We start from the raw sequence: 17,356 nt of genomic DNA on the forward strand, positions 1-17,356 counted from the left end.
CCTATCAAATTTTTACACGTTTATTTTTAGGCAATCACATTTTGTCACTTGACTTAACATTAAATAATTTGTAAAATTCATCACTATTTTGAATTTGTATGTTTGCTCTTAATTTTGCAGGAGCATGCACATCAGTTGCAAGCAATAATTTTGCACTTTCAGGCTTATATTTGCTCTTTCAAATTACCGCAAAGCTTGTAAAAAAGTCTTTTATGTCATTTTCTTTATTAAGCATTGCAGCTTCTAGAGCACATGAAAATCCACCAGCATCTGCTATATTTTCTGATACAGTTAAAGTACCATTGCATTTGCCATATTCAGTTGTTTTATTGTCAAATAAGGCAATCATATCTTTAGCTTTCTTTTGAAATGCTTTATAGTCTTTATCACTTCATCATAAGTTTAGATTACCTTTTTCGTCAAACTGAGCACCGTTATTATCAAAAGCGTGACTAATTTCGTGAGCAATAACAGCACCTATACCACCATAATTTGTCGCTTCTGACTGTTTTATAGAGTAAAACGGCTTATTTAAAATTCCTGCTGGGAAAACAATATGGTTCATAAAAGGATTGTAATATGCATTTACTTCTGCAGGAGACATGCTTCAGTAGTTTCTGTTAATTGGCTGTAAATATTGACTAAATTCTCATGTGTTTTTAACTACAAGATAATCAAGTGCATTTTTTAATAAATTATCTCTTTTGAAGAACTTGTTGCTTATTTTAACTTGCTCATAGAAAGGTTGAATTTCTTCGGGATAGCCTATATGAACACCTAAAGCTTCTAGTTTAACTATAGCTTTTTCTTTTGTACTTTTACTTAATCAGTCATTTTTTAAAAGACGGTCTCTGTAAATGCCAATCATTTTGACAACCATTTGTTCAACATTTGCTTTAGCTTTTTCACCGAATGTTTTTTTGGCAAAATATGTGCCAAAAGGAATTTTAAATTTGTTATACGCAACATAAAATGCATGTTTTTCTTTAGTCATTGGACTATCTTGGCCTGTTAGTGCTCTATCATATTCACCAGCAATAATTCTTGATTCATCATTTAAGTGACCAGAGAATTGAATAATAGTTTTTAAAAACATTCAAGACTTAAGGTTTTCAAAATTTTCATCATTAAAAACTTTGTCAATGTTTTCTAAAAATTTAGGATAAAGCACAATTAATTTATCGACAACATTGGTAATTTTTTTAGCGTTTTTGTTGACTAAATTTTCCGCAATAGCCTTTAAATCAGCATTTTTCGAAAATGTTGCAGCATCAGAAATGCTATAAGGGTTGTACATTTTTACATAATCAGCATTTTCTTCAGCACTTGGAGAAAATTCAACTAATGAAGCATCAAAAGCAAGTGCTTGGTTAACAATTTTTTCATTCTTTTGTTCATCAGAATAATAAAACCTAAGTAGTTTTAAACTCATTTCTTTAAACTTAGCAATTAATTGTTGCTTAGCAGGATGCTTATCATCATAATATGATTTTTCAGGAAGAATCAAACTTGGGCCTGATAGACATAAAAGCTGCAATTCAACATTTTTAAAATCTTGAATAATGCCAAATTCAAAAGGAAGCGATATATCTCTAAAACGGAAGTATTTATATTTTTCAATTAGCTGTTCTTTGTTTTTAAGTGCCAAAATAGCCTTTAAAGTAGGCAAAATAGGTGAAACACCAAGTTTTTCTCTAGTTTGAAAATCGTAAGCCATATCAGCTAAAAGTGCGTAACTTAAAATTACAGGATCTTTTATTCTCTTTCAGCTTATATTTTTTTCAGCTATTAAATCCTGTGTTTCTTGCATTAAATCTTTTTCATTTTTATTGTGAATTTCATAAAACGAACTTATTGATGATTTATCAGCTGGTATTTCAGCTTTTGCTAATCACTCACCATTAATGCTCTCATAAAAATCATCTTCTAATCTTATTTTTTCATTCATATTATTCTCCTATTTATTACTTTCTCTTACATTTGAAAGCATATATATACATGCTGTTTCTGCTCTTAAAATAGTTTTTCCCAAAGACACTATAAAACAGTTGTTTTGGAGTGCAAAATCTATTTCACCTTTGGATAACCCGCCTTCAGGGCCAACAATTAAAATGCTGTTAGTTTCAATTTTATCAATTTGAGATTCAACTTCCTTGTTCTCGTAAGCAACATAAATTTTTTTGTCCCGATTAGATAAAATAATTTCTTCAAAAGTCGCTATTTTCTCTAATTTTGGAACAGCGTTTCTAAAGCTTTGCTCAGCAGCATTTTTAATTATTTCATTAAAGCGATCGATCTTTTTATTAAACTCATATTTAATAATTGTTTGATCAACAAACTTAGAATTCATTGGAATAATTCTAGACACTCCTAGTTCAGTAGCTTTTTGAAGCAATCATTCAAAACGCTTGATTTTAATAACAGGAGCTGCTAAAACTACTTCATTTAAATATTCATGATTTATGCTTAATTCTTGAATAATTTTTGCCTTATTGTCTTCTAAATAACATTCATAAAACTTATTTAAATAATTGCATAAAAAGTGTTCATTAGCTAATCGTGCACTTTTTATGTGTTTAATTATTTTTTCATCAAGAATGAAGTAATCATTTTCCTTTGTATCAACAAAAAATCGATGCATTTTCCCTTTCTGAGATTAATTTAAGTAATATACTTAATTCAATTATATATGTAAATACTTACAATGCACTAAAACACTTATGCTAAAATAAAAACAAGCATATTAGATTTTTAAGTTTAGCGCTTCGTAAGCTGTCTGTTTATTGTTTTTTTATAAAATTGATCAGCTTTATTATTTAATTCATTCCATATTTTAGACTGTTTTATTTATACATAAGTGATAGTTTTATGAATATCTTCTTAATAATTCAGGTGCACTACATAAATAATATGATAATTCCAAGAGTACTATAAAAAAGCCTTAGAAGTACAACTATTAAATAATTTTTTACTGCTATGTAGCTAACATAAAGCAAGCTCAATTTTATCCCTATATTAAGTCTTTATTTGTATGTTACTACTTTCTTATTTCCACAATTTGCTACTTAAGGCTGTTTTATAGGATAATAAATACACTTACAGAAGGAAGAAGTTAATGAAAAAATTAATTGATAAATTTACAATTGAATACTTAGATGACAAAAATCTATATCTTTTAAGACTAAGCCCTGATGCGCAAGATGAAATTAGTTTAATTAGCGAATTAAATATATTAGCAAGCGAAAACCAAGTATTAGATAAAAATGAAATATTAATGGTGCTTAAAACAAATAAAGGTGAACTAGCATTTAAAATGCCAATTAAAGCAGCTATTGTAAAAATAAATAAAGCAATTATTCAAACACCATCATTAGTTTTATCAGTATATGATGATGAAAACTGAATTATGCACTTAAAAGATATTAATAAAGACGAGTATGACAAACTAGAAGAGTTTGCAATGTGAGATAGATATCAATCATTGATAGGATAATTACTTAAAAAGAAAATGAAAGAAAATTTTATTGAAAAGGAAAATGAAATAAAATTAAGTAAAAAAACGCTGTCTGGAATTGTGAGATAAAAGAATTATAGATACTTTTGAAATTGGCGCATTTAAAGATTTATGTCAAATTCCATCATTACATTTTGCAAGATGTATTTGAATTTGCTGGTAAAAAGAGAACAGTTAATATTTATAAAAACAATTTCATGTTTGCTCCATATTTATTTTTAGATAATAATTTGTCACAAATCGATAAAATGCCAAAAATACATTTGATGAAATTATTGATAAATATGCATATCTTTTAGCAATGGTTAGATCATGTATTAATACTTTTGAACTTAAAGATTTACTAAGAAAACACTTGACAGATAAAGTTAATGATAGAACTATTTATATAAAAAGCATAGCTAAATCCTATGAAAATGAGGGTTATAAAATAAAATTTAGGCTAAACATTAGATATATAAATGAAATAGGAATTAAAAAATGCATCTGTGGCTGTTTTACGGCCATAAAGATGCATTTTTTACTAGCTTTTTCTACTTAAAAAATTCAGGAATTAAATCAGAATTTTGTTCTAAGATTTTTTCATTTTTTGTAACAACTTGATCATATTCATCAGTGTTTTCTACATTGATGATATTTGATTGTTCATACATTAAAGGGCTGTGTCTGTTGCTCTTTAATTTTTCATTAAACTCTATGCCACTGTGCATTTCGCCTTGACCAGCTATAATGCCAATTGTGAAAAAATCTTCTCTTTCATCTGTTCAATCATCATTTATAATGCCAAATTTGATGTGAGTATCAGCACCAAAGTGTTCCTTTAATAGTTCTATAGCTTCATTAATTTCTGTTAATGTGCCTTTAGAATCTATGTGGAATGACACTAATAGATTTTTATAGCTATTATTGCTTTTTATTTCACTTATGTTATCACTGATAACTTCTTCAACAGCTTTTTTAACTTTGTCAGTTCCACTGGTTTTAGCATAGCCAATAAAAGTATTTTGACCATTTTCCAAAACATTTCTCAAATCATGGAAGTCAACATTAATAAATCAGCTTAAATTAAGAATGTCAATTACATTTTTTATAAGGTTTTTTAGCTTCTTATCAGCCATTCTCATAGCCATATTAAGTGGGAAGTCTTTGTATGTTTCCAAAATTTGTTGATTTGATACTAGTGAGTAAGAATTTGCATAATTTTTAATTTCACTTATTCCAGATAAAGCAATACTTTTCTTAATTTCCCCTTCCATGTCAAAAGGCGTTGTCAAAACTGCGATTGTCAAAATTCCCATTTTCTTAGCTATATCCGCTATAACCGGCGTTGCACCTGTACCAGTTCCACCGCCAAGGCCTGCTGCTAGGATCAAGACATTTGTGTCTGCTAAAATTTCTTTGATTTGATCAATAGAATTTAAGGCACATTCTTTACCAACCTTAAGATCTCCACCAGCACCGCAACCGTTATAAATTGGATTAGCTAATAGTAATTTGTTTTGACATTTATTTCTGTTATCTTGCAAGTGTTGTGAATCAGTATTAATTGCTCAAAACTCAATTGTTGAACTATCAAATTCATCATCAGCAATAATGTTGTTAATTGCATTATTGCCAGCACCACCGATTCCAAAAACTTTAACCTTTAAACTTGGAAAAACTGTTGAATCGTTCATGACCGATTCTCCTTTTTTATAGAGTTATTTATAAAATTATGCATTAACTGATTTTTGAAATGATTTTAAAATTTTGCTTATTCCAGGTGTCTTTGCTTTGTATAAAGGAATAGTATTTAATAGTTCTAAAGTATTACTTATTTTTGGTAAATTATCACTAGCCAAGTGAGCTGCACCAACAAAGTATTTTTTAGTTCCAAATATGAGCATGTCAGTATTTTCTGCTTTGATTACTGAATAGCTGCTTATTTCCTTTTTCAAAATGTGTGACACAAAGTCTGCATTTTTGCCATTTACTTGAATTTCTATATCAGGATAAGCAATATTATCATCTAATAATGCTTTAATTTCTTTTGAAACTTCAGTAACAATGTTTTTTAATACAACTAAAATTCTTTCTTCTAGATTATTTTCGTTTAAGGAAGTGTATAAATCGTAATTTTTAACTACGGAATTAATCAACAAATCAAAATTATGTAAACTAACATTAGCTTCTTTTGCAAATATGTCATTCATTCTTGTAATGTCTAAGACATATTTTTTGTAAAAAAATGGACTATTATTAACAACACCAAGAAAGCTTACAAAATTTCAACTAAAGTTAACTATAAATTTAAACTTGTTATCTAGTTTGCTAATATTTAAGCATTCTGATTCTAAAAATACTTTTTTAATATCAAAACCGGCATTTTTTAAGCACTTAAGCAAACTAACTGCAAATGAATTAGGGCTAAGAGTAATTAATAATTGATTAGTTACTAATTTCTTACCTTCTTTTTCATATGGCATTTGTACATATTCTTTTGAATAATTATTCTCTGAATAAACTTTATATAAGAATGTTTTGTTGCTTATAATAAAATCATCAGATGCTAAATTTTTTTTATTAATTTCCTCGTGATACCGATTTATAGTACTATCTGTCACTTTGCCTTCAGCAAGATTAATAGTAATATAATCGTTTTTAATCTGTAAGCTTTTTTCTTTATAGCCTACATATTTATCAGCTAAAATCAATGAATATTCAATTGAATATTTACTTCTTTTACTTAAAATTGATAACTTAGAGTTTAAATCAGATTTAATTTCACTAATTTTTGACTTTAATTTACTAATATCAATGAAATCATAGTTATATGACTTTTGATAAACTGGGATGTAGCGAGTTCCTAGAAACGAAAGCACAACTACTTCAATTTCTTTTTCACTAAGATAAAATGCACCAAAATAGTTGTGTTTTTTAGAAACTTTCATACTTCCCTCCTTTTTAGTTTTATAAATAAAAGCCTAAATTAATTTAGTTAATACTCTTAATTTTGCGCTCCTTGATCTATTATTTTCGCTAATTTCAGCTTTTGAAGGACTATAAACCTTAACAATGTATTTTTTTTCTTCCTTAATAGGCATTTTTGAAGGATGCTTACTTTTAATTAAGTTCCCAAAAAACTTTTTAATGATTGAGTCTTCTAATGAATGAAATGTAATTATTGCCAAACTTGAGTCTTTTTTTAACAAATTTAGCGCCTGCACAAGCATGGAATTAATTGAACTAAACTCATTGTTTACTTCAATCCTAATAGCCTGAAAAACAGCCTTGCACGGATTTTTGAGACTTAGTAATTTAGCAGGATATGCTGATTTTATTACTTCAGCTAACTCTAACGTTGTGTTAATTGGCCTATTTTTTATAATGGCATTCGCAACTTGCTTAGCAAGCTTTACCTCTGCGTAGTTATAAAAAATAGTAATTAACTCGTCCTCACTATAAGTATTGACTACAAAATGAGCATCAAGAGCTTGATTAGTATTCATTCGCATGTCTAATCTAGCATCCTTGCTATAACTAAAACCTCTTTCAGCATTATCAACCTGTGGACTAGAAATTCCTAAATCAACTAATATACCATCAACAGCATTAATATTCAATTTTGCTAATTCATCTGCTACATTGTTAAAATCAGAATGAATTAATTGAAAATTAGAGCCAATTTTGCTTAATCTTTTTCGACTCTCTTCTATCGCAAAAAGATCCTTGTCAAAACCAACTAGTAAACCATTTTTTAGTCTTTTTAGTATCTCTGAAGAATGACCGCCCATACCAACAGTAAGGTCTAAATAAATTCCATCACTTTTGATATTTAAGGATTTAATTGCTTCATTTAATAAAATCGGTATATGCTTATTTTCCATCTTAGTTTTTTTCTGCTAACTTAGCTGCTGCATTAGCAACTGAGTTTTTATCTAATTCATTTTCATACTTTGCATACTGTTCTACACTTCATAATTCGACTAAATCACCAACGCCGATAAGTAGAACTTCTTTTTGGATAGCTGCATGGGCTAAAAATTGTTTTGGAATTGTAAAGCGTCCTTGTGAATCAAGTTCAATTTCTTGACTTTTTCCAAGTCATGCTCTTCTAATTAAACGTGCTTCTGAACTAAATTGACTTTGAGCAATTAATTTATTGCTAAAAGTCATAAAAGTTTCTTCACTTCTTAGTTCAATAACATCGTCAAGGCCAATTGTGATATAGAACTTGCTACCTAAACTATCTCTTAATTTAGATGGAATTGCAATTCTATTTTTCTCATCAATAGCCCGTGTAAATTCACCAAACATATTCCACATTCCTCCACTATCCACCACTATTATACACTTTTGCGTTTTTATTAAAATAATAAAAATGATTAATGCAGTTTTTGTGATTTATTGCAAAAATCCTAAAACAGTGTAAAAAAACAAAACAGAGTGGCTCATTGTCAATCTGTTTTGTTTGCTTATGAAATTATGAAAAAATACTAATTAACCTATAAAACAGGCATATAAATTATTTATTTAGCTCGGCAATCATGACGGTAACATCTTCTACTTTACCAATTAAAGTTAGTAAATCACCTCTTTCAAGTGTTGTAAGCCCGCTTGGTAAAATGCTTCTTGCACCTCTTTTTATTAAAACAACGCTTACACCAAGGTCTCTGAATTTAATTTCTTTAATTGGCTTGCCTTCGTGAAGTTGAGAATTTAGTGATGTTGTTCCCATTACAAAGTTATCACCTATTTCTTGTAAGTTTTGGCTAAAACGCATAAAATTAGGGTTAGCAGCTATTAAAGCAGTTCTTACTCCTGCTTCATATTCAGGTTGAATAATGACATTGGCACCTATTTGTTTTAAAACTCTAGCATGAGTTTTAGACTTAGCTCTAACAATTAAGTTTTTAACATCAAGCTCTAATAGTGCAGCTACTATTTCAATATTGTCAGAAACAGCCACGACAACTGTATCCATTTCAGTTATATTTAAGGCTTTTAGGGCTTTAATGTTTGTAGCATCAGCTACAACTATTTTTTGCGCTACATCTTTATATTCATTTAAAACTTGCTCATCGCTATCAACTAGCAAAAGTGAACAATTCATTTTTGCTAGCTGCCCAATAACAGCACTACCAAAACGTCCAGTACCAATAATGCAAATGTCTTGATTTCTTTTTTTAGCCATAAACTACCGCCTAAATTAAATAAATTTAATAATGATAATATTATACCTTTTCATAAATATATTAAACTTGATAATTACTTAGTTAAAATAGCATAAAAAATGATTATTTAATACATATAATTAAAATGTATAATTTAATATTATTATACTTGCATACTATTTGGCGGTTAAATAAGATGAGATCAAAAAAATTTGCCTACTGGTGAAGGAATAGCAAAATCAGAAGCTTTTTTAAAAAGATTAGATTATGAACTAAAAATGGTACAAAAGTTAAATTTATTTTATTAATGTATGCCTTAGTAGTTTTAATAATCACTCTTTTTTTACATAGTAAAATAACTCATAACCTTGATTATGTTGCTGAAAACAAAATAACTTTTTGGGATGCTTTTTTCACAACTTGTAGTGCTTTTAGTAACACTGGATTAGTTAGCCATTCTACTTATAAAGCTTGAAATATGTTTGGGCAAAGTTTGATTGCTATTGCTGCTCTTTTAGGTGGTTTTGGGCTTTTTGCACTGAAAATATTTTTAATTAATGTTATTTTCATGAAAGGTCATGTAAGTCTCAGTGATGTTGAATTAGTTTCATATGAAAGAGGGCATTCTGACTTTTTCAAAAACAAAAGAATGATTATCGATTCAATGATCTTTTTGATGGTCACATTGCTTTTAGCTAGCATTGGCTTATCGTTTTATTTTTATTATGTAAGTCCAAAAACTGAATTAGCGCACTTAAGGGAAGTGGTAGGCAATAACAGTGCTAATTTTGATAATCCATATCATAACTGAAGCCATAGTTTTAGATTTGGTGTTTTTCATGCAATAAGTGCGATTAACAACGCCGGCTTTGACATAATTGGTGACAACTCACTAATGCCATATTATAAAAATATTGGCTTACAAGTTATTATTATGGCACTATTTTTAATTGGCGGTATAGGCTATCCAGTTATTCATGATGTACTTAATTACATAAGAATTAAAAGCATTAATAAAAATGCATATTACAATTGAAGCTTGTTTACTAAGATCTCAATTGTTACTTATTTAATTGTCACTTTATTTGGTTTTATTTTTGTCATATCATTTGAATTATCATCAACCGATTCTATTTTTAAGTCTAATTTACAGTACTATGGGAATAATGCCTACAAAACCTGATCATTATTATTTATGGTTATATCAACTCGTAGTGCAGGATTTTCAACCCTAAATTTACACTTATTATCTGAGCCAACATTATGAGTTTTAGGCACCTTAATGTTCATTGGAGCAGCTCCTGCTTCTACTGGTGGTGGTATTAGAACTACTACATTTGCAATTTTATTTTTACTAGTCATAAGTAAGGTTTTTGGAAGGCCAAATGTTAGAGCATTTAAACGCCAAGTAGATAGTGATACTGTTAAAATGAGCACAATAGTTTTAACTATCAGCGTTGTTTTAGTTGGCTTTGTTTCACTAGTTGTAATGTCTAGTTTTGATAACTTCAGTGGCTTAATTCCAAGAGCAAAATATAGTGCAACACATGTATTTTTTGAAGTATTTTCAGCTTTTGGAACTTCTGGTTTAACAACGGGAATTACTAGCTCGCTAAATGTTGGTTCTAAAATTGTACTAAGCATTTTGATGTTCATTGGTCAATTTGGAGTAAGCAGTAGTGTTTTAATATGAACCAGCAAGAAAAATTACGCTTATAAATACAATTACATTTCAGAATCAGTCACAATCGGTTAAAAGGAGAGTTTTATGGACGGCATAAATATTGACAAATTAAATAAATTTGCTTCATATTCTAGAAACAAAAAATTTCTTTATTCTGCCTATTTTATAGGCTTATTAGTATTCTTGTACACTGTGTCAGTTATTATTGCACTTTTAGTTTATCGTAAATGAACTAATGTTACACTTGGACTAATTATTTCTCTTTCAGTGATAGCTTTTATTTGATTTATATTCCTTGGGCCAGTTTTACAACTGCTTAGCTTATCATTTGTAGCTTTTAGAGCACTGGAAGGTGACCCGAATCCTTGAAGAAGCAAAAAACCTTATTTATGATTACTTAATTTCCAAGCATATTTCGCCTTTTATGCCTATAATCTAATCAACAAGAGAAAAAATTGATTCACTAAAGATGAAAAACAAAAGTTAGTTGCCTGATTGTTTAATCAAGATGACAACGTGAGGTTAAGAGCTAGATAAAACAAACAGCTTTGCATTATTTGCACGGCTTTTTTAATTAAGAATGCTTCTTTATTAAAAATAAAGAATTATCGACCAAAATAAAAAAATTAAAGCATTATAATTATTTAATATGTATAGTTTCAAATTGCACTCATCTTATGCTCCAGCAGGCGATCAACCTAAAGCGATTAATGAATTAGTGGAAGGCATTAAAAATAATGTCAAAGAGCAAGTATTGCAAGGTGTAACAGGAAGTGGTAAAACATTTACAATTGCTAATGTCATTAATCAATTTAACCGCCCTGTTTTAGTCTTATCGCACAATAAAACATTAGCAGGTCAGCTTTATACTGAACTAAAAGGCTTTTTTCCTGAAAACAAAGTTGAATATTTTGTTTCATATTTTGACTATTACCGTCCTGAAGCATACATTCCTTCAAGCGATTCATATATTGATAAAACTAGTAAACGTAATGCTGAAATAGATTCGATGCGTATGAGTGCTGTTAACTCTATTTTAAGCCGTAATGATACTATTGTAGTAGCTTCTGTTTCTGCTATTTATGGTGCTTTGAATCCATATGAGTATGAAAATAACTTTATGACAATTCATAAAGGTCAAAAAATTTCACGCAATGATTTTATTCGCTCACTTATAAAAAGAAATTACTTTCGTAATGATGTTAATTCTGAGCTTGGTTCATTTGCTGTTAAAGGCGATTTGGTTTTAATTCAGCCTGTTTATGACAACTCATTTATGATCAGAGTTGACTTTTTTGGTGACGAAATTGAATCAATTAAAACAATGCACCCAATAACTAAAGAAGTTTTTGCTAGCTATGATGAATTTTTGCTCTTTCCTGGTGATGCATACACAGTCAATAATGACATACTTAAGCAAACTGTTGAATTAGCTAGAATTGAATTAGAAGAAAGAATTGCTTATTTTGAAAAAAATAATAGGCTGCTTGAAGCACAAAGAATCAAAGAAAGAGTAGAAAGAGACCTTGATTCATTAGCAGAATTTGGAACTTGTCCAGGAATTGAAAATTATTCTATGTACCTTGATAACAGGACTTTTGGTCAAAGACCTTATACTTTATTAGACTATTTTCATGATAAAAATCCTATTGTTTTTATTGATGAATCACACATGATGATACCACAATTAAGAGCCATGTTTAAAGGTGATAGATCGCGTAAGCAAGCTTTAGTTGACTATGGTTTTAGATTGCCAAGTGCCTTAGATAATAGACCATTAACATTTGAAGAGTTTGAAAATAGTTTTGATTTTCAAAAAATATATATTTCAGCTACTCCTGATGAATATGAATTAGATAAAACTCATGGAGTGGTGACCACATTATTTGTACGGCCAACAGGATTACTAAATCCTTCTATTGAAGTAAGGCCAGCTAAAGGTCAAATTGAAAATATTTATGATGAACTGCAAAAGCAAAAAGAAAAAGGGGAAAGAACATTAATCTTAACAACCACAAAGTCTTTAGCTGAAGAGCTAACTAGATATTTCATGGAAAAAAATGAAAAAATCGCTTATATTCATAGTGAGCATAAAACTTTTGAAAGAAATGAAATCTTAAGAAAGCTTAGAAAAGGCATTTATGACTGTGTTGTCGGAATTAACTTGCTGCGTGAAGGGATTGATTTACCGGAAGTGAGCTTAATTATGGTGCTTGATGCTGATAATGAAAGCTTTTTCCGTTCAACAAGAAGCTTAATTCAGATAACAGGTAGAGCAGCTAGAAACAGTAATGGTAGAGTAATATTTTATGCTGATTCAGTTTCAAAGAGTATGCAAGAAACAATACTACAAAACAGTGAGATTCGTCAAATTCAGGAAGAATATAACTTAAAACATAACATTGTTCCTAAAACAATTATTAAGCCAATTCCAGAGCCAATTCATAATCAAAAAATGGCTGATGCTATTTCATTTTATTTCAAAAACTCTAGCTCTAAAAACCAAGATGGCAAGCTATCTAAAGATGAATTAATTGAAAAATTAAGAAAACAAATGGAACAAGCTGCTAAAGAATTAGACTATGAAAGAGCAATGGAAATAAGAGATATTATTATTGAGTTGCGCGAAGGCAATAGCAGTTTAAATAAGGAGGGCTAAGATGAGTGCAAGAGATCAAATTATTATTCACGGCGCAAAAGAAAATAATTTAAAAAACATTGATTTAACAATACCTAAAAACAAGTTAATTGTCTTTACAGGCCTATCTGGCAGTGGTAAAAGTAGTTTGGCCTTTAACACAATTTATGAAGAAGGTCGCCGTAGATATGTTGATAGTTTAAGCAACTATGCGCGCTTATTTTTAGGTGGAACTAATAAGCCTAATGTTGATTCAATTGAAGGACTTAGCCCTTCTATTTCAATTGAGCAAAAAACAACTCATAATAACCCTAGATCAACTGTTGGAACTGTGACTGAAATTTATGACTATTTCAGACTCCTTTTTGCTCGTATTGGCAAGCCTTATTGTCCTAATCATAAGATTCCTATCACTACGCAAACTAATAATGATATTTTAAAAAGCATCTATGAATTTCCTGATCAAACTCGTTTATACATACTTTCGCCAATTGTAGATGGCGAAAAAGGTACACATGCAAACCTTTTTGAAAGGCTTAAAAAAGAAGGCTTCTTGCGCGTGCAGGTTGATGGACAAATTTATTCACTAGATGATGAAATTAAATTAGAAAAAAATATTAAGCATTACATTGACATTGTTGTTGATAGAGTTGTGCTTAATGAAGAGAATCAAAATAGAATTTCTGAAGCAATTAGTGTTGCTTTAGATTATTCTAAAGGACTATTGAAAGTTGAAACAACTGAAGGCGAAGTTAAAAAGTTTTCTAAATTACACTCATGTATTTATAAAGACTTTGATATGCCTAAAATTGATACTAAACTTTTTTCATTCAATGCGCCTTTTGGTTCATGTGAGCTATGCAAAGGATTAGGAGTTAATTTAAGAGCTGATTTTGATGCCTTGGTTCCTGAAAAATGAAGAACTATTAATGATGGCGCTATTAAAATTTATGCAAATATAATTAATAGCCAAAATTTAGAATGGCAAGAGTTTGATATTCTCCTAAACACCTATGAAATAGACAAAAACACACCAATTGATCAGCTTTCTAAAGAAGAAATTGATATCATAAAATATGGCTCAAAAGAAGATATTGAGTATGTTTTAGTTTCATCAAGCGGAAATAAAACTAGAAGAAATAGACATATTCCTGGAATTTTAGAAAAAATTGAAAATGATTACTTTAACACTTCTAGCGAAAGAATTAGAGACTGACTTAAAAAGTACATGGGTTCATTTACATGTGAAAAGTGTAAAGGCTCAAGATTGAACAAATATGCACTTAGCATAAAGGTAAATGATTATAACATTGATGATTTTACAAGAATGAGTGTTGAAGATGTTCTAGAAGCTTTAGAAAATCTAAAACTAAACAGTGAAGAGACATATATTTCACAACTTATCTTAAATGAGTTATATAACCGTTTACATTTTTTAAAAAATGTGGGTTTAGGCTACTTAACTCTTAATCGTAATGCTGAAACTTTAAGTGGGGGCGAAAGCCAAAGAATAAAGTTAGCTACACAAATTGGTTCAAATTTAACAGGTGTTTTATATGTTTTAGATGAGCCTTCTATTGGGCTTCATCAAAAAGATAATGAAAAACTTATTCAGACACTAAAAAATATGGTTAATTTAGGTAACACTTTGATTGTTGTTGAGCACGATGAAGACACTATCAGAAGTGCAGATTATATTGTTGACATTGGGCCTTATGCAGGCGTACATGGCGGCGAAGTAGTTGTGCAAGGCTCGCTTGATGATATAAAAAATTGTGAAGAGTCATTAACTGGTAATTATTTAAGTGGCAAAAGAAAAATAGATGTACCATCTTTTAGAAGAAGCGGAAATGGCAAAGTTTTAGTAATTAATGGCGCTAGTGAAAACAATTTAAAAAATATTAATGTTAAGTTCCCACTTGGCAAATTTATTGGTGTAACTGGCGTTTCAGGAAGTGGCAAAAGTAGCTTAGTTAACGAGATATTAGTCAAAGGACTAACTAAATATTTATTAAAAACACAAACTGAAAAAGTAGGCAAATTCACTTCATTTAGTGGTTCATTTAACATTGACAAAATTGTCGCTGTTAACCAAAGCCCAATTGGCAGGACTCCTAGAAGTAATCCTGCTACTTATACCTCAGTTTTTGATGATATTAGAGACATATTTGCTTCAGTTGAAGAATCAAAAGCAAGAGGATATGCTAAAGGAAGATTTAGCTTCAACGTCCCTGGTGGACGGTGCGAAAAATGTTCGGGTGATGGTTATTTAAGAATTGAAATGCACTTTTTACCAGATGTTTATGTCCCTTGCGATGAGTGTGAAGGCAAAAGATATAATAGAGAGACACTAGAAATAAAATACAGAGGAAAAAATATAGCTGATGTTTTAGATATGACAGTTGAAGATGCCTTAGAATTTTTTGAAGCACGTGCTAATATTAAGAATAAATTGCAAACTTTAAGTGATGTAGGCTTAAATTACATAAAACTAGGTCAGCCTTCTACAACACTAAGTGGTGGGGAAGCACAAAGAGTTAAGCTTGCTACATATTTACAAAAACCACCTACTGGCAAAACTATTTATGTCTTAGATGAGCCTACAACAGGATTGCACTCATATGATGTTGCTAACTTGCTTAGTGTGCTTAATAAAATTGTCGATAATGGGGATACTGTTGTGGTAATTGAGCATAATCTTGATGTTATTAAAAACTGCGATCATATTATTGATCTTGGGCCAGATGGCGGTAAAAATGGCGGTATGGTCATAGCCACTGGAACCCCTGAACAAGTTGCTAAAATTGAAAAGAGCTACACTGGCCAATATTTGAAGAAAATCCTTAATTTATAGGGCTAAAAGGAAAATATGATTGGAATTATATTAGCGTTAGTTTTAGTTACCATTGTCATTATACTTGGCATATTCTTTGGTGCAAGAACTAGCAAAAAAACAACTCAAACTAAGACAAAAGGCAAGATTTTCGAAGAAACAATTAAAGAAAAATTGTCATATATAGCTGAGCAGAAAAATTACAAACTTTTAGATGGCGGGCTTTTTAAGTATGCTGAAAATAATTATTTTGAGCTTGATGGGATATTAATAACTTCTAAGGCTGTTTATATAATTGAAGCAAAACGTTATATTGGCTACTTACATGGCGGATTTTTTGATGATTATTTGCTCTTAAGAGATGAAAGAAAAGAAATTAAAGTTAAAAACCCTTTTAATCAAAACTATAGACACATAAGACATTTTATTAATATGTGTAAGATAAATGTTTCAATTTTTTCCTTAATTATTTTCCCTGATTCAACCACTGTTGATATTGATAAACAAGAGCCATCAACAATAATAGCATCCAAAAGTAACCTTGATTTGCTATTAGATGAAGTTGAGACATATATGACTAATGATCCTGATTTAGAGCCTTTCAAAGTAAATGATATAATAGATGCAATTGCCAAAAATAGAGCTCAATCAGAGAATGATAATTTTAAATTTAACCAAATAATTTCGCAAAATAATGAAAACCAATACTTTGATAGAGCTTAAAACTGTTTTATTTGATTCAAAAACATTTACAGTTTTTTATAAGCACAGTTCTAAATCAAAACACTTTAAACTTGTGCTTTATGATAGAGAAAATAAAATAGTTTTAACTTCGCCAATTGAAAATTTTACAATAGAAAACTGACATAATTTTCAGTTAGATAATTTACTTTTTAAGCTATTAAACAGGCACAAGAATAAAAAAGACAAAATCAATAACAGCTCAAAATATAAACAAGTCTATTTAAGCTATAGTGCAGATAATCACACAATTACATTATTTGATCAATTAGTTAATTTAGAGTGAAAATATCATAGTCGCTCTAGTTATAGTTATAATTTTGATTTAGAGCAATCGAAGCTGCAAATATATTGCAATGAAATAGTTAAAAACGATAATGAAAAGCGTAAAAAAATATATATTTATGTAATATCAAGAATTTTAGAAAACTTTGTTGCTAAAAAACAAGAAGAATTTGTAGAAAAAATAAACAAAGCAGGATTTGCGCTAATAAATCCTACATTTAAGATAAGTTTAAAAAAATCTGCTTGAGGAACAAATATAAAAAGAGGCAAAAGACTAGGCAAAATAACATATGATGTTAAAATGATAGCAATGCCAATTAGATTAATTGAAGCTGTTATTTTGCATGAATTAATCCATGAATTTCATCCTAATCATAGTGACAAATTTTATGAAACTGGCTCACTTATAATGTATGATTTTAAATTAAGAAATAAAGAAATAAATAAACTTATTGTACAGATAGTTGATTACTAATAGTACTATAAAACAGCTATATATTTAAATTAT

14 protein-coding genes are annotated in these 17,356 nt (G+C 29.5%); 7 read left to right on the plus strand and 7 right to left on the minus strand.

What is annotated here, in order from left to right; translation table 4 throughout:
• Window position 1: 1 nt before the first annotated feature.
• Together MAG_RS01915 and MAG_RS01920 are read right to left on the minus strand one after the other, a co-directional pair.
• Window positions 2–1,948, minus strand: coding sequence for a M13-type metalloendopeptidase (locus MAG_RS01915; protein ID WP_011949541.1), 1,947 nt, complete (start codon window positions 1,946–1,948; stop codon window positions 2–4).
• 9 nt (window positions 1,949–1,957) lie between these two features.
• Window positions 1,958–2,641, minus strand: a complete 684-nt coding sequence (locus MAG_RS01920) for a 16S rRNA (uracil(1498)-N(3))-methyltransferase (protein WP_011949542.1) — start codon at window positions 2,639–2,641, stop codon at window positions 1,958–1,960.
• 474 nt (window positions 2,642–3,115) lie between these two features.
• Here MAG_RS01920 and MAG_RS01925 point away from each other — a divergent pair, with 474 nt between their 5' ends.
• Window positions 3,116–3,493: a glycine cleavage system protein H gene (locus tag MAG_RS01925; RefSeq protein ID WP_011949543.1), complete on the plus strand. Its 378-nt coding sequence runs from the start codon at window positions 3,116–3,118 to the stop codon at window positions 3,491–3,493.
• Between the two features lie 554 nt (window positions 3,494–4,047).
• On the opposite strand, the gene MAG_RS01935 is transcribed toward MAG_RS01925, so the two are convergent.
• The 5 genes from MAG_RS01935 to MAG_RS01955 all read right to left on the minus strand — a co-directional run bounded on the left by MAG_RS01935 (window position 4,048) and on the right by MAG_RS01955 (window position 8,687).
• The gene (locus MAG_RS01935; RefSeq protein WP_011949544.1) at window positions 4,048–5,190 is read right to left on the minus strand and encodes a cell division protein FtsZ; all 1,143 of its coding nucleotides are present in this window, start codon (window positions 5,188–5,190) and stop codon (window positions 4,048–4,050) included.
• A gap of 36 nt (window positions 5,191–5,226) precedes the next feature.
• A complete protein-coding gene (locus tag MAG_RS01940) occupies window positions 5,227–6,444 on the minus strand; it encodes an MAG3720 family protein (RefSeq protein WP_011949545.1) in 1,218 nt (405 codons plus the stop codon).
• 33 nt (window positions 6,445–6,477) lie between these two features.
• Window positions 6,478–7,380 carry a 16S rRNA (cytosine(1402)-N(4))-methyltransferase RsmH gene (gene rsmH / locus MAG_RS01945; RefSeq protein WP_011949546.1) on the minus strand — a complete coding sequence of 301 codons (903 nt, stop codon included), beginning with the start codon at window positions 7,378–7,380 and terminating at the stop codon, window positions 6,478–6,480.
• 1 nt (window position 7,381) lies between these two features.
• Entirely contained in the window at window positions 7,382–7,810 is a 429-nt protein-coding gene (mraZ, locus tag MAG_RS01950) for a division/cell wall cluster transcriptional repressor MraZ (protein ID WP_041308742.1), read from the minus strand.
• Between the two features lie 208 nt (window positions 7,811–8,018).
• On the minus strand, window positions 8,019–8,687 hold the full coding sequence (locus MAG_RS01955; protein WP_011949548.1) for a potassium channel family protein: 669 nt from the start codon (window positions 8,685–8,687) through the stop codon (window positions 8,019–8,021).
• A gap of 176 nt (window positions 8,688–8,863) precedes the next feature.
• Between MAG_RS01955 and MAG_RS01960 the strand changes: the two genes are divergently transcribed.
• The 6 genes from MAG_RS01960 to MAG_RS01985 all read left to right on the plus strand — a co-directional run bounded on the left by MAG_RS01960 (window position 8,864) and on the right by MAG_RS01985 (window position 17,323).
• A complete protein-coding gene (locus MAG_RS01960) occupies window positions 8,864–10,423 on the plus strand; it encodes a TrkH family potassium uptake protein (RefSeq protein ID WP_041308744.1) in 1,560 nt (519 codons plus the stop codon).
• Window positions 10,424–10,435: 12 nt separating this feature from the next.
• Window positions 10,436–10,888, plus strand: a complete 453-nt coding sequence (locus MAG_RS01965; protein WP_011949550.1) for an MAG0130/MAG3770 family membrane protein — start codon at window positions 10,436–10,438, stop codon at window positions 10,886–10,888.
• A 112-nt stretch (window positions 10,889–11,000) separates the two neighbouring features.
• Entirely contained in the window at window positions 11,001–13,010 is a 2,010-nt protein-coding gene (gene uvrB / locus MAG_RS01970) for an excinuclease ABC subunit UvrB (protein WP_011949551.1), read from the plus strand.
• A 1-nt stretch (window position 13,011) separates the two neighbouring features.
• On the plus strand, window positions 13,012–15,843 hold the full coding sequence (gene uvrA, locus MAG_RS01975; protein WP_011949552.1) for an excinuclease ABC subunit UvrA: 2,832 nt from the start codon (window positions 13,012–13,014) through the stop codon (window positions 15,841–15,843).
• 15 nt (window positions 15,844–15,858) lie between these two features.
• Window positions 15,859–16,545: a nuclease-related domain-containing protein gene (locus tag MAG_RS01980; protein ID WP_011949553.1), complete on the plus strand. Its 687-nt coding sequence runs from the start codon at window positions 15,859–15,861 to the stop codon at window positions 16,543–16,545.
• Complete coding sequence (locus MAG_RS01985; protein WP_011949554.1) at window positions 16,517–17,323, plus strand: YgjP-like metallopeptidase domain-containing protein; 807 nt, start codon at window positions 16,517–16,519, stop codon at window positions 17,321–17,323. Before MAG_RS01980 ends, MAG_RS01985 begins: the two co-directional genes overlap by 29 nt.
• The last annotated feature ends 33 nt before the right edge of the window (window positions 17,324–17,356 follow it).

This window comes from Mycoplasmopsis agalactiae PG2 (assembly GCF_000063605.1).
Classification (GTDB): Bacteria; Bacillota_I; Bacilli_A; order Mycoplasmatales; family Metamycoplasmataceae; genus Mycoplasmopsis; species Mycoplasmopsis agalactiae.